Consider the following 13373-nt stretch of genomic DNA (forward strand, 5'->3'; position numbering starts at 1 on the left):
GCATCTGTCACAGTAAAACGCTAAGGTGAACGTTTTTCGCCCGCGGATCAATGCGTTCTCGATTATCACGGTAAAGAGTCCTCATTCTCATTCTCATTATCATTTGGCTTTGCTATTCTTTGCCCCCTCAGGCGCGTTGCAGGACGTGCAGGGCTTTCAGATTTAAAAGGCGGAATGATGGCGGATGTTCAGGAGTATCGCTTATTCAACGTAGTGCTGGCGCGTAAGCAGGTGCTTTCTCCTTCGATGCTGTGCTGTGTGTTCAGCGGTGATGACGTGCGTCAGATGAAGATGGACGCGCCAGATCAGCGCATCAAGCTGCTGTTCCCCTCGCGCAACGGTACGCCATCGTCACTGAGCGGCGAAAAGTCATGGTGGGAAACCGTTTGCGCCATGCCGGCAGATATCCGCCCTGTTGCGCGTACTTACACTCTGCGCCGGGTCAATGTCGAAGCCGGCGAGTGCGAAGTTGAGTTTGTGATGCACGGCACGGAAGGGCCGGCATCCGCCTGGGCGCTGGCCGCGCAGCCGGGCGATCCCTTACAGATAATTGCCCCCAACCTTGCTTGCACAACGGACAGCGGCGGCTACGAGTGGAACCCGCACCGCAACGTTGAGCGGGCGCTGGTTGTTGCTGATGAAACGGCGTTCCCGGCGGCAAAAGCCATTCTCGAACAGCTGGCGCAATGGCGTAATCCACCGCCGCTACAGATGTTTATTGAGCTGCCAAAACGCGCTGACTGTATCGATCTCAGCCATTACCGCTTTGCTGAAGTTCACTGGCTGCCGCGTGACGAAAGTGGCGCAGCACACGGTGAGGCGATGCTGAATGCGGTGAAACAGTATGCCGAACTGCCAGCGGCGGCAAGAGAGCGCCAGCAGCTGTCAGAGGGCAACGAGGACGATCTGCTTTGGGACCGTGCCGCCGGGGCGGATACCTGTTTCCACGGTTGGGTGGCAGCCGAGTCCAGCGCGGTGAAACAGGTGCGCCGCTATCTGATTGGCGAGCGCGGCCTGTCTGCTGAATGCGTCAGCTTTATGGCTTACTGGAGCCGTGGCCCCCGGCGTAAATGCTAAGGTTCCGTCAATAGTGGGCAGGCGCTTTTCAGCGTGTTGTAGAACCAGGTTTTGGCGGTGATATCGCCAATCTCCGGGTGGCCATACAGATAAATCTCCAGGTTTGGCAGCGCAAACGGCAGCTCGACGATGCGGCCATTGCCGCGTGCGGCGTAAACCCTGGCCGCGCTGAAAGGCAGCAATACCAGCAGTTCGCTGCTGGCAATCAGTTCGCCCAGCGCCGCGAAATGCGGCACTTCCAGGGCAATACGGCGCTCAAAGCCGTACTCTTTAATCCGCTCTTCCACCATGTAATGCCCGCTGCTGGCTGCCACCTTAATGTGCTGTTCAGCCAGCCAGGCGGCCAGCGACAGGGTTGCGCCGATACGCGGATGCTGGCAGTTCAGCAGGCAGACATAGCGCTCATCCATAATGCGGTCGCGCTGCGCCAGCGAAATGCGTTCATTGCGGCTACAGATCGCGGCATCAACATGACCGGTCAGCAGCCATTCGTCCATTTTATGCATCGATACCGGGATCACTTCCAGCTGCACGTTAGGGGCCACGTTGCGCAGGTGCCTGACCAGCCGGGGCAGCAGCAAAAGTTCGCCGAGGTCGGAAAGGGCAAGACGAAATGGGTGAAAGGATCTGTCCGGGGAAAAGTGACGCGTATCCGCCACCGCCTTTTCAATCCCGCTAAGTGATTTCTTGAATACGTCATACAGCTGGCTGGCGGTCGGTGTTGCCAGCATCCCTTACGGCTGCGTTTAAACAGCTCGTTGCCTGTCTCTGCCCGCAGTCGGGCTAAGGCGTAGCTGGCAGAGGGTTGGGTGATAAACAGACGTGCGGCCGCCCCGCTGACGCTGCGGGTTTCATAAATAGCAACAAACACGCGTACCAGGTTGAGGTCCATCATTGCTAAGATATAGCTCCGGTCTATGACAGAAGATGAATATTATCTATTTGAACTATTTTAAAGCCTCTACTAACATCCCTTCTACGTTTTATTGATATTTTGTGACTTTTTTTTCATGTCTGATTTAGCCTGATTAAATCAATAAAATAAAAAACCAGCAGTGCCGTTCAGGCGGGAGCCGGGCGGGTAACGCCTTTTATCGCGGAGTAGAAAAATGAAAAACGACATTGTCGATGTCATCGTAGACTGGATCGAATGCCATATTGAAGAAGGGCCTGATATTGAAGCGGTTGCGGCGAAATCGGGCTATTCGAAATGGCATCTGCAACGCGCCTTTAAAGCGCAGAAGGGCATCACTCTGGCGACCTTTATTCGCGGCCGCCGCCTTGAACAGGCCGCGCAATGCCTGGTGAGTTCGAGCAAAACGATTATGGCTATCTCCATGGATCTCGGCTTCTCTTCCCAGCAGTGTTTCCAGCGGGTGTTCAAAAAACATTTCCACATTACCCCGCGCGATTACCGCATCCGGCACCGCCAGTTTCACTGAGTTAGCCGGCAAAGCGTATCAGTTTGACACTCCTTGCAACAGCACTCTTCACTTTGTAAATTAGTGTGCAGTTTAACCTGCATGTGATGCGGTAAAAATATGCGGCGATCTGAACGCGATCGTGTGGTGAGAAAAGCTCATCAGAGCTTATTTGATCGCGTCAAAAGAAGATCGGTTGGCCAGGTGGATAAAGCACAGGCGGCAGCAGTTGCTTCAGATCGGGCACGCCATCGCCAGTGGCAAGCGGGATCATTGTGGCTCCAGCCTGTAATCAACATCACCATTTCGATGTAACCGGAATACCTGATAGCTGCAATCATGACGTGACTGAATGCATGCAAGGAGAACAGGGAAAGCATGAAACTGATATTTTTTTCCTTCGAAAATACGGAGCCTGAGAACTTTTCACGCATTATCAGCCCGGCAAACGTACGCAGTGAACTTGACCGCAGCTATCTGTTCGGTGGCGCTGCGCAGATGTCGATTTGCAGTCGCTATAACATCATGCGCAAAAGGCAGTCGGGCAGAGATGTCCCGGGCTTCGCCGAGAACGCCGGCGTGAAGAGGCAAGTCTTCGATGAAATTGATCGCGGCAGCCTGCTGGCGATTGATGAGGTTTTCGCCGTTTGGTCGCCGTTGAAGCACCCGTTTTTATATTGATGAAAAAGGAAAATTACAACGTTATCCGGGAAGCTACCTTCCTGCGATGTACCCAATATCGCGCATCATCAGGCGCTATGAAGAAATGGTCAGCCGTTACGCCAGGCGCCCCAGGCCAACCATGCTTCCCTCTCGACAGAATTTGACGAAGGAATCTCCATTACAGCAGGCGATAGCTACTGTAGCGGCCACCGTGGTGGCGACAGTGGACAGCATGCGCCCGATGACCAAGGCGGAGCGGTGGCAGGAGCGGAAATACCTGATCGATCGGGGAAGCCGTAGCGTTTACCCGGATGCGATGATCGCCGCACGGAGGCTGGCAGAGAACAATATTGCCGTTGAAAAAGCGAAGCTGGCCCAGAATATCTACGGCGTTAAGGGCAATCCCATAAACGCCCTGAAATCGATGCCGGACGTTCCTGAGGGCTGGACTGATATCAGCAATGATAACAATGCCTTATCAAAAATTGACATTGATCCTGATATGCTTTACGACCGGTCAGAAAACCCGGACTTTTTTGCGCGGGTCTGTTCACCGGATAGATCGATATTTGGCTCAGAGATGAATCCTACGCTGGTATTCAGGGGATCGAGAGCGCCGGAGCTTTCGGCTGGCGTTGGAGATATCGCAAAGAAAGTGCTATTCGAAGGGGATTACTCTGGAATTAAAAATATCAATGATTGGACTAATAATATTAACCAGGGGGGCGGATTTGATTCTGATTATTATAGAAGGGCTGTAAAAATAGGGATGAAATTATCTAATTCACCAAATGGAATAGATATATCAGGTCACTCGCTTGGTGGCGGTATGGCTTCTGCTGCTTCTATTGCCAGTGGGAAAGCGGCATGGACATTCAATGCAGCAGGGATGAATGCAGGCACGGTGGAGAAATAAGGTGGCACCCTTGTTGGCAGCGCTAAAAACATACAGGCTTATCGGGTAGAGGGTGAGCTGTTGACGAAAATACAGGAAGTAAATCTGTCAGAAGATTACAAGAGTGTCGATGGCAACCTCAGTGTACTGTCGGCAAAAGAAGGCTTATCTGCAACAATTCCGGATGCCGTGGGGATGAAACACTCCCTGCCGGGAGGAAAGGGGTCATTACTCGACAGGCACGGCATTGACCAGGCAATTGATTGTATTGAAGGTCAGAAAGACGAGGATATTGCCACAATCAGGGGCCGCATATGAAAAGAATATTAATCGCAATCACGATATTACTTTCAGCATTGATGGTGCAGGGGTGTAAAAAAGGTATGGATTTAAACGCGCAGGATTATTTCGAAGGAAAGCAGTTGGCTCTGGCAAAGGGAATTGAAAAAGGAGACCAAGATGAGATAAGAAAAATTTTGCCTGAAATGAGCGCAGAAGAGCTAAACCGGCCGGCGAAAGCATCGATGACCCTGCTGTTCTGGGCAATAAGCAGTTCACTGTACGATCAGGCCACGCCGGAGAGACTTCGGATAATAACCGAACTGGTTAAAGCAGGGGCAGATCCCTTACAGCCACAGCCCAATATGCCAGGCAGTCCGGCAGAAACCATGATGCAGGCGGATAAAGGGATTTGGATAAAAGCGCTTCTTGATGGAGGGTTATCGCCAGATGCCAGGGATAACGTTCATCATGAGCCAATTATATTCGAAAGCTTTAATGCTATGAATACTGAGACATTAAAGATTTTAATTGACTACAGAGCCAATCTAAATATACAAGATTCACTAAAAAGAACACCATTAATAAATGCGCTATATTCTGGTAAGATAGAACACATAAAGCTTTTGTTATCAAACGGAGCGAGTCCATTAATTAAGGACAGGTTTAACGATGATTTCATTTCATTAATCAATAATGAAATTTCTAAAGGAGATAAAGGAAATGAATATATAAAATCGTTAGTTTCAATAAGAGACTCCATTGGGGGTGATTAGCTCTGGCGATATAAAAAAACCAGTCAAGATACAGATTTTTGGATCGGGGGGGTAAGGTCCTCCTTCCCGATAAGGGGTGGTCGTAAAGTTTTTAATTCTGATAAAAATTATTTAGATATAAAGTATAAGACCTACATGACTTGTGTGATAAATAGAATCGACCTGTCTTATCCATTCCTGACGAATGTCCCGGTGTACAACGTCATATATCTGACTACCCCGTAGGCGCTGCAAAAGCAGGGTCAGCCGATTCAGAACTGACGGCTGGCGATAAGTCATTTTATTATTGGGTTCGACGATCGGCAGTGCGTCCAATAGCACCATCAAGACGATACTGCTGATGCTGTCATCGTGTGAAAATCATCCGATCCCACGCTTTAACCTTCGTCCTGTTGAAAAAATTCTGTGACCTTCGGGTATACTGTGCGCCCTGTTGAAGAGTGACGTGGATGCTATGGAACGTTTTGTTGAAAACCTGATTTATGCCTCGCGCTGGCTGCTGGCGCCAATTTACCTTGGGCTGTCACTGGGACTGCTGGCGTTGGGCATTAAGTTTTTTCAGGAGGTATTTCATCTGCTGCCGCACGTGGTGAGCATGGCTGAAAACGATATGGTACTGGTGCTGCTGTCGATGATCGATCTGACGCTGGTCGGTGGTCTGCTGGTGATGGTAATGCTTTCAGGCTATGAGAACTTTGTTTCCAAGCTGGATCTTGCCGAGCATAAAGAAAAGCTTAACTGGCTGGGCAAGATGGATTCCGGCTCGTTGAAAAATAAAGTCGCGGCGTCGATTGTCGCCATCTCCTCCATTCACCTGCTGCGGGTGTTTATGGATGCGCGCAATATCCCCGATAACAAGCTGCTGTGGTATGTGATCATTCACCTGACGTTTGTGCTGTCGGCGTTTGTCATGGGCTATCTGGACCGCATGTCGCGTAAAGACAAGTTATAACAGCCCGGTGGCCTGGTGCGATCCAGGCCGCCAGGCTGGATGATTGCAGCTTCACCCGTCAGCCGTGCTCTCTGTCATTTCCCTCGCTGTGATTCCGCATTATCTCGTGTTCCGGCACCAGCCAGCCTGAAGACGTTGATATCAACGAGATCCTGTTCCGTGCGACTCGTCAGGAAAAGTAACGCCCCGGCTGTTGTCATGTTGAGTCGGGTACGGTGAGATTTACCGCACCCACCGAAGGACGGCGGCGCAGATAATCTTCCAAAAAAGTGTGACAGAAGTAGCATTTTTAAGTGCTAATGCTTACTATCGCGCCACTGGGCCCTTCTGCATTGCTCAGCATTCAATCCTCGATCCCTGTTGAGATCCACAACATGCACCATGATTAGTCGCCGTCGGATATTAATGGGAACCGGCGCGTTAATGTTCGCCATGAAGACTGATAATCTGTTTGCCCGCCAGGACTGTTTCCCGCTGTGGCCCGATAAGCCGCCGGGTGGTGGCGGGCCAGACGGTGCGCTGCGTATTTCCGCCAACGGATCCTGGTCCAATATCGTCACGCCCTGCATTCAACGTTTTGTGCCGGAAACGCCAAACGGTAAAGCGGTATTGATCGCTGCCGGAGGGGGATATCGCTGGATCGGTATGGGACGAGAAGGGTGGCCGGTGGCGCGCTGGCTCAACAACAAAGGCTTTACCGCCTATGTGCTTAGCTATCGCTTGCCCGGTGAAAAATGGCACGATGGCAATCGCGTATCGTTACAGGATGCGCAGCGGGCGATACGTCTGGTGCGTTCAATAGAGGGAAACGTCCATCTGCTCGGTTTTTCGGCCGGTGGTCACCTGCTGGGCATGGCCGCCGCACGGCCAGATTTTGCCTCATATCCGCCGCATGATGCCATCGATCGGCTGGTGCCGAAAGCCAACAGCGTTGGTCTGATCTATCCGGTGATCACGCTTGAACCCCCTTACTCCCATACCCATACCCATTTATCGCTGGTGGGCGATCATCCGGCCCCGGCAGACGAGGCGTACTGGTCGGTACAGAATTATGTTACCCGCGTCTTTCCACCGCTGTTTGTTGCTCAGGCAGAGGACGATCCCACTTCCAACCCGGAAAACAGCGTCATTATGCAGGACACCTGCCGTCGTAAGGGCGTGTCGGTACAGATGATCCGTATTTCTCAGGGCGGTCACGGATTCGGCCTGGGCAAGGCAGGATCGCCAGCCGCCATCTGGGATGAAGCCTATGCGGTTTGGCTGGCGGCGCGTGCTTAAACAGCTGCCTGGCGGTAGCGCTGCCGTGACGTTACCCCTGTTCCTCTGCAAGACTTTCCAATACCTGGCTCAAATGCTGGATGACCACCTGGGCGGCGCGTGACAGCTGACGTTTAGGGGCCACGCACAGCGCAAGGGTGAGTGGACGCACCGCCTGACCCTGCAGCGGCACAAACGCCAACTCACCGCTGGCCACCTCCTGACGGACGTCCAGCAGACTGAGCACCGCCAGACCGGATCCGGCGCAAACCAGCGATGTGATCAAGCGAATATCGTTACAGCAAATGGTGGCCTGAGGCGTTATGCCGTGTCGTGCGTAAAGCATGGCAGTGCGTTCTTGCACCATCAGCGGTGCCGTTGGCATAATATGACGGTTTTCGCTGATTTGGCCAAAGGAGAGCGACGGCTGCTGCGCCAGCGGGTGATCGGCAGGCATCGCTACGCCAATCGGCATTTCACAGAATGCCCGCACTTCCAGCCCGCTGTGCGCTACCGGATCCAGCAGCAGGCCAAAATCAACCTCGGCGCTGGCCACCCGGCCAACCACAGTCTGGCTGTCATGTACCGCCAGGTCGAAGGTCAGCCACGGATAAGTCCGCGCCACCCCGGCAAGTGCATCCACCACCACGCCTTCATTTAGCGCAGCAATCAGCGCCACGCTGACGTGGCCGCGCTTCAGCCCCTGTAGTTCATCAAAGCGCTGTCGGGTGCGGCGAAATTCCCTGTTCCAGCGGCGGATATCGTCATACAACATTTCTCCGGCGGTGGTCATTTTAAGCCCGGCGGGCAGCCGTTCAAACAGCGGGGCGCCCATCATCTCCTCCGCCAGCAAAATTTGCCGGTTTATCGCCGAGGCAGAGACATGCAGCTGCTCCGCCGCCTTACGCAGGCTGCCGCTGGTGGCGACCGCAGCGAAGTAGTGGGAAAAACGTGAGAAGGGATCCACGGCCTGCTCCTGTACGAATTTTTGCAAAGGGTAAGTGCATTATCTCTGATGGACTGCAACACCTCAAAGTATTCACAATGTCCTTAACGATAACAACCGCCGGATAACCCAGGTGATTACCATGAAAGCCAACATCACGCCGCCGCCGCACTGCACCTTTGAACCGGATGACTGGGAACGTCTGGCAGGCTACTGGCACCCGGTTGCGCTGGCCGCTGATATCGGCCAGGCGCCGGTAAAGGCGGTACTGCTGGATGAGCCGCTGGTGATTTACCGCATTGATGGCCAGGTGGTGGTGGCGCGTGACGTCTGCCCGCATCGTGGCGTGCCGCTGACGCTGGGCTTCCATGACCAGGCAGGGATTATCTGCCCCTACCACGGTTTGCGCTTTGGCGAAGGCGGCCGCTGTAATCGCATCCCGTCCAGCCCCGAGCAGGCCATCCCGGCGAAGCTGCATCTGCTGACTTATGCCAGCGAGGAGCGCTACGGGCTGATCTGGGTCTGTCTGGCAGCAGCAGAAGGGGCCGTGCCGCCGCTGCCGGTGATGCCGCACTGGGAAGATGCCGGTTTCCAGCAGATTGTCTGCCCGCATTTTGACGTGGCCGGATTTGCCGGGCGTCAGGTGGAAGGCTTTCTTGATGTGGCGCATTTTGCGTGGATCCATACGGAAACTTTCGCTGACGCGGAAAATCAGGCGGTGCCGCCGTATAACCCGGTAGAAACCCCGTACGGTTTCAGCGTCGACTACTGGAGTTCAGTCAGTAACTATTCTGCCGACTCCGAACGCCAGGCGCCGGAAGGGTTTCAGTGGCTGCGCCATTTCGAGATGCATTTGCCGTTTACCGCTACCTTGACAATCCATTTCCCGCAGCAGGAGAAGCTGGTGATTATGAATGCGGCTTCGCCGGTCTCGGCGCGCAAAACCCGGCTGTTTGCGCCGATAGCGCGCAACTTTGATCTGCACATTCCGCCAGAGGAAGTGCATGCGTTTAACCACCGGGTATTTGAAGAGGACAGGCTGATGGTGGAGAGCCAGCGCCCGGAGCGGCTGCCGCTCGATTTAACCCTGGAAGCTCATATTCCTGCCGATCGCAGTTCTATAGCTTACCGCCGTGGCTTGAAAAAACAGGGCTTTGGCGACTTCTTCCTCGTTTAGGGGGCATTATGCAGACCATTGAGCTGGTAGTCGATGCGCTGGCGTGCCAGGGCAATAACAACCTGGCGATAACGCTGGTGAGTGCGGACGGTAGTGCGCTACCCGCGTGGCAGGCCGGGGCGCATATCGATCTGCACCTTGCTGCCGGGCTGATCCGCCAGTATTCACTGACCGGAAACCCGCAGCAGCGCGACAGCTGGCTGCTGTGCGTCAAGCGTGAAGAGGCGTCGCGCGGCGGATCGCGCCTGGTGCATGAGCAGCTGCGCCCCGGTCAGCGTCTGACGGCCTCTTTGCCGCGCTTGCTGTTTGCTTTGCAGCCGGCGCAGCATACGGTGTTAATGGCTGGCGGAATAGGCATTACGCCGCTGCTGGCGATGGCCGAACAGCTGGACGCCAGTGGCCAGAGTTTTGAGCTGCACTATTACGTCCGGCAGCAGGCTGATGTCGCCTTTCGCCGCCGTTTGCAGCAGGGTTTCCGCCACGGCAGCGTGGCACTGTGGCCCGGCTGTGAAGGACACAGCCCACGCCGTACTCTGCCGACTGCGTTACAGCATCCTGCTGGTCAGCGCTTGTATCTGTGCGGTCCGCAAGGGTTTATGGCCCATATTCAGCAACATGCGTTGCAACATGGCTGGTCGGCGGAGCGCATCCACAGCGAAGCTTTTACCGCTGTGCAACCGTTAGCCAGCGCTGCTGAAGGTGAGGGTTTTACCCTTACTTTACAGGGCAGCGGCCGTTCGTTTTACGTGCCGCCAGAGAAGAGCATCGCCGTAGTGCTGCTGGAAAATGATGTTGCCGTACCGCTTTCCTGTGAAATGGGCATCTGCGGCGCCTGCCTGACGCCGGTGATAGCCGGGCAGGCCGATCATCGTGATACCGTCCAATCGGCGGCGGAAAAAGCCTGTACGGCGCAGCAAATCGCCCTGTGCTGTTCGCGCAGCCGCACGCCGCAACTGGTGATTGATTTGTGAAGAGTCAAATACAGATATCTCTGATATCCCCTGGCACCGATATCGCAAAGGATCAGCAAGGAAATATCTCGTTATCCGGTTAATAATACGATGCTAAAGTTACTTTACGGTATTTAAATGGACCAGGAAAATGCTTAAAAAATATTCAGCACCGCAAATTATTTTCCACTGGCTGACCGTATTACTGCTGATCGTTGCCTATGCAACCATAGAACTGAGATGGCTGGCAGAAAAGGGAACCTGGCAGAGAAGCGTGATTATTATCACTCATTTCAGCGCTGGATTTTGCGTGTTGTTGGTGATGGCGGTGCGCCTGTACCTGCGAACCCGTTACCAAACTCCACAGATACTGCCTCCGGCACAGCGCTGGCAGACGGGGCTTTCACATCTGGTGCATAGCTGCATATACATGCTGTTTTTCGTGCTGCCCGTGCTCGGCATCTGTTCACGCTATCTTCGTGGCAAGGAGTGGTGGCTGTTCGGCCTGAGCATGCCGGTGGCTGACAATCCGGCCCCTGAACTTGCCGAAACGCTGATTGGCTGGCACGAGACCCTGGCCCCGTTGGGTTACTGGCTTATCGCTCTGCACGCGCTGGCCGCCCTGTTTCATCACTATTTTCTCCGTGATAATACGCTGAAAAGAATGATGCCCTGATGCGCTTAGCCAGGCTGAAACGCATTTTCTGGGCAATTGCGCGGGGCAGTCCGGCTACAAACCTTCACCTACGGTCGCATTGCCTGTCGGGAAGAGGCGCTCTGAACCTTTTTTCTGGCCGCCAGAAAGGCGGCCGTGATGTCGCAGACATGGATGCCAGCGCAGTGCGCCGTCACCTCTGTTGCAGAAACGCCAGCAGATCCTGGTTGAGCTGGTCCTGATGGGTCACCGCGAAGCCGTGCGGTGCGTTGTCATACACTTTTAGCTCGGCGTTGTTAATCATCCTGGCTGACAGCTTGCCGGTGGCTTCGAACGGCACGACCTGATCGTTGCTGCCGTGGATCACCAGCGTGGGGACGTCAATTTTGGCGATATCCGCGCGGAAATCGCTCTCGGCGAAGGCGGTTACACAGTCAATGGTACCCTTTAGCGAGGCCAGCAGCGCGATATTCAGCGTCTGCGTCAGCACGCCTTGTGAAACGGTTTGTCCGGCATTAGTCCCGTAGAAAGGCGTGGAAAATTCACTGATAAACTGCGCCCTGTCCTTACGCAGCCCGGCGCGAATGCCGTCAAACACCGACTTTTCCACCCCTTCAGGGTGATCGGCGGTTTGTCCAAAGATCGGCGTAACCGCCCCAAGCAGCGCCAGCGCGCTAACGCGTCCGCTGCCATAACGACCGATATAGCGTGAAACGTCACCGCCGCCCATGGAGAAGCCGACCAGCGTCACCTCGTGCAGATCCAGATGCGTAATCAGATCGTTAATATCTGAGGCGAAGGTATCATAGTTATAACCTTCCCACGGCTGATCTGATCGACCGAAACCACGACGGTCAAAGGCAATAACCCGGTAGCCGCGCTCCGCAAGAAAGTTCATCTGACTGTCCCACATATCGGCATTTAATGGCCAGCCGTGGCTGAACAACACCGGCTTACCGCTGCCCCAGTCTTTGTAATAGAGTTGCGTGCCATCCTGGGTCTTGAATGTGCTCATTGTGGTCTCCTCAAAGAGTGATTCAGTTCAGTCTGTAAATGGAAAACAGGGTTGTCATGTGACATCTGCCGATCAATTTTATCAGACAATACGGAAAATGCTGGCTGATGTGAGAGGAGGTGACATTCTCGGGCGCGTTATTTTCTGTCGTCATAGCCGTGACTTTCGCGGTGGACAGCGCGTCAGGGAAATGCTTTGTCGTGGCAAATACGGCTATCAGGTTTTAACCGTCTTGCCCGGCCCGGTCGGGGACGAACGTTACCTTTTCAGGGTGTCCGGGAGCTTAAGCAGCGAGTTGATGCGGGTCAGCGTTAACTCATCGTCAGGTAATGACAATAATGATTCTCTTTCCGCCGGTGAAAGAATGTGGCTCCGTGGCATATCGTTTCCTTTGTAAGTTATTCCGTATGGCGCCTGTGATAAAAATGGTTATCGCATAAGTCTACCGTCCTTCGCGGGTTTGCCGCATGCAGGCTCTTTACAAACATGTCGTTCCTGATTACAGGTTGAAATTGTTGACAGGCAAAAACGGTTAGCGAGTTTCGTTTGCAAAATGATAATGAAAACCGGAAACCCTGATGCAGCGCCTGCACATATCACCAGCAGTCTGTTCAGATTTCGAGGCGTCATACCCTGATCGGGTAAGATCAAAGCGGAAAGGAAAAAGGCGATGGTTGTCATCAGATACATCCTCGCTGTTTGCAATAAAGAGAATCCAGCCTTTGGCTTGTTATCAGGGAACGGAACCGTAACCGCTGATGATGAAACCAAACGACTGTAAGAGGCAGCGATAAATAAAGTAATAAATAGCGCCGAATTCCGATTAGCCAGCGCCGGTATCAACACACTCAGTATAAAAACGGGGTGTAGCCTTAATTGGAGCAGAAATACCGGAGGTTAACGCACCAGTCATTTTCGTGGACAGGTAACCGGCAATCACCCCCTCCGCAGAACTGCCAGGGCAACGGGTTTGGTGATGCGCCCGGCACCAGAGGCGTTAATGGCACCAGTACAGGAATAATGAGCATCGGGCTGAACTGCACAAGCGCATTACCGGAAGCAAACAGCAACGTCTCCCTATCAGAAGATTGTTTGACAGGGTTGACTGGGCACCTGAAGAGACGCGGTCTTTGGGCATGGTGATAATAACCATTGGCAATGCCAGCAAACAAAGGCGCTGATTAACCAAAGAGCGACATGCCAGCCATCATGCGTACACAAAACCTGTAACCAGGTCATTGACATTATCTGGTGGCACGAAATTTAGCCATTATGATTAATCAGCGCTTAAAAAGAGGCTTATTTATATG

General features: G+C 53.6%; 11 protein-coding genes and 3 pseudogenes. 9 read left to right on the forward strand and 5 right to left on the reverse strand.

Annotated features, from left to right (window positions below; translation table 11 throughout):
• The first annotated feature begins 174 nt into the window (after positions 1-174).
• A complete protein-coding gene (locus JGC47_RS00515; RefSeq protein WP_004160991.1) occupies positions 175-1077 on the forward strand; it encodes a siderophore-interacting protein in 903 nt (300 codons plus the stop codon).
• Here JGC47_RS00515 and JGC47_RS00520 read toward each other — a convergent pair.
• A complete protein-coding gene (locus JGC47_RS00520; RefSeq protein ID WP_004160989.1) occupies positions 1074-1808 on the reverse strand; it encodes a LysR substrate-binding domain-containing protein in 735 nt (244 codons plus the stop codon). The genes JGC47_RS00515 and JGC47_RS00520 overlap by 4 nt on opposite strands.
• A 59-nt stretch (positions 1809-1867) precedes the next feature.
• Positions 1868-1972: pseudogene (locus tag JGC47_RS00525) on the reverse strand (LysR family transcriptional regulator); the annotation flags it as partial.
• 214 nt (positions 1973-2186) lie between these two features.
• On the opposite strand from JGC47_RS00525, the gene JGC47_RS00530 reads away from it, so the two are divergent.
• The 5 genes and pseudogenes from JGC47_RS00530 to JGC47_RS00560 all read left to right on the forward strand — a co-directional run bounded on the left by JGC47_RS00530 (position 2187) and on the right by JGC47_RS00560 (position 7341).
• Entirely contained in the window at positions 2187-2519 is a 333-nt protein-coding gene (locus tag JGC47_RS00530; protein WP_004160985.1) for a helix-turn-helix domain-containing protein, read from the forward strand.
• A gap of 357 nt (positions 2520-2876) precedes the next feature.
• A pseudogene (locus JGC47_RS17915) lies at positions 2877-4374 on the forward strand (DUF8093 domain-containing protein).
• Entirely contained in the window at positions 4371-5111 is a 741-nt protein-coding gene (locus tag JGC47_RS00550) for an ankyrin repeat domain-containing protein (RefSeq protein WP_004160975.1), read from the forward strand. The pseudogene JGC47_RS17915 and the gene JGC47_RS00550 overlap by 4 nt, the downstream one beginning before the upstream one ends.
• Positions 5112-5565: 454 nt before the next feature.
• A complete protein-coding gene (locus JGC47_RS00555) occupies positions 5566-6063 on the forward strand; it encodes a TIGR00645 family protein (protein WP_004160973.1) in 498 nt (165 codons plus the stop codon).
• Positions 6064-6486: 423 nt separating this feature from the next.
• Positions 6487-7341, forward strand: coding sequence for an alpha/beta hydrolase (locus JGC47_RS00560; RefSeq protein ID WP_004160971.1), 855 nt, complete (start codon positions 6487-6489; stop codon positions 7339-7341).
• A 31-nt stretch (positions 7342-7372) separates the two neighbouring features.
• Here JGC47_RS00560 and JGC47_RS00565 read toward each other — a convergent pair whose 3' ends face one another.
• On the reverse strand, positions 7373-8287 hold the full coding sequence (locus JGC47_RS00565) for a LysR family transcriptional regulator (RefSeq protein ID WP_004160968.1): 915 nt from the start codon (positions 8285-8287) through the stop codon (positions 7373-7375).
• Between the two features lie 121 nt (positions 8288-8408).
• Here JGC47_RS00565 and hpxD point away from each other — a divergent pair, with 121 nt between their 5' ends.
• The 3 genes from hpxD (at position 8409) to cybB (ending at position 11069) form a co-directional block, all read left to right on the forward strand.
• Positions 8409-9443 (forward strand): molybdenum cofactor-independent xanthine hydroxylase subunit HpxD, encoded by a 1035-nt coding sequence (gene hpxD / locus JGC47_RS00570; protein WP_004160966.1) that lies wholly within the window; start codon positions 8409-8411, stop codon positions 9441-9443.
• Between the two features lie 8 nt (positions 9444-9451).
• Complete coding sequence (locus tag JGC47_RS00575; protein ID WP_004160964.1) at positions 9452-10414, forward strand: PDR/VanB family oxidoreductase; 963 nt, start codon at positions 9452-9454, stop codon at positions 10412-10414.
• A gap of 130 nt (positions 10415-10544) precedes the next feature.
• A complete protein-coding gene (cybB, locus tag JGC47_RS00580; RefSeq protein ID WP_004160963.1) occupies positions 10545-11069 on the forward strand; it encodes a cytochrome b561 in 525 nt (174 codons plus the stop codon).
• A gap of 172 nt (positions 11070-11241) precedes the next feature.
• Here the strand turns inward: cybB and JGC47_RS00585 are convergent, their stop codons facing one another.
• Together JGC47_RS00585 and JGC47_RS17445 are read right to left on the reverse strand one after the other, a co-directional pair.
• Positions 11242-12063 (reverse strand): alpha/beta fold hydrolase, encoded by an 822-nt coding sequence (locus JGC47_RS00585; protein WP_004160962.1) that lies wholly within the window; start codon positions 12061-12063, stop codon positions 11242-11244.
• A 528-nt stretch (positions 12064-12591) separates the two neighbouring features.
• Positions 12592-13311, reverse strand: a pseudogene (locus JGC47_RS17445) (MFS transporter); the annotation flags it as partial.
• Positions 13312-13373 lie beyond the last annotated feature (62 nt).

Origin of the sequence: Erwinia amylovora (assembly GCF_017161565.1) — a bacterium.
Lineage (GTDB): Bacteria > Pseudomonadota > Gammaproteobacteria > Enterobacterales > Enterobacteriaceae > Erwinia > Erwinia amylovora.

What these genes read in the sequence shown, in the direction of transcription:
- JGC47_RS00515 (WP_004160991.1), top strand. Translation starts at nt 175, where the DNA reads ATGATGGCGGATGTTCAGGAGTATCGCTTATTCAACGTAGTGCTGGCG.
- JGC47_RS00520 (WP_004160989.1), bottom strand. Translation starts at nt 1,808, where the DNA reads ATGCTGGCAACACCGACCGCCAGCCAGCTGTATGACGTATTCAAGAAA.
- JGC47_RS00530 (WP_004160985.1), top strand. Translation starts at nt 2,187, where the DNA reads ATGAAAAACGACATTGTCGATGTCATCGTAGACTGGATCGAATGCCAT.
- JGC47_RS00550 (WP_004160975.1), top strand. Translation starts at nt 4,371, where the DNA reads ATGAAAAGAATATTAATCGCAATCACGATATTACTTTCAGCATTGATG.
- JGC47_RS00555 (WP_004160973.1), top strand. Translation starts at nt 5,566, where the DNA reads ATGGAACGTTTTGTTGAAAACCTGATTTATGCCTCGCGCTGGCTGCTG.
- JGC47_RS00560 (WP_004160971.1), top strand. Translation starts at nt 6,487, where the DNA reads ATGTTCGCCATGAAGACTGATAATCTGTTTGCCCGCCAGGACTGTTTC.
- hpxD (WP_004160966.1), top strand. Translation starts at nt 8,409, where the DNA reads ATGAAAGCCAACATCACGCCGCCGCCGCACTGCACCTTTGAACCGGAT.
- JGC47_RS00575 (WP_004160964.1), top strand. Translation starts at nt 9,452, where the DNA reads ATGCAGACCATTGAGCTGGTAGTCGATGCGCTGGCGTGCCAGGGCAAT.
- cybB (WP_004160963.1), top strand. Translation starts at nt 10,545, where the DNA reads ATGCTTAAAAAATATTCAGCACCGCAAATTATTTTCCACTGGCTGACC.
- JGC47_RS00585 (WP_004160962.1), bottom strand. Translation starts at nt 12,063, where the DNA reads ATGAGCACATTCAAGACCCAGGATGGCACGCAACTCTATTACAAAGAC.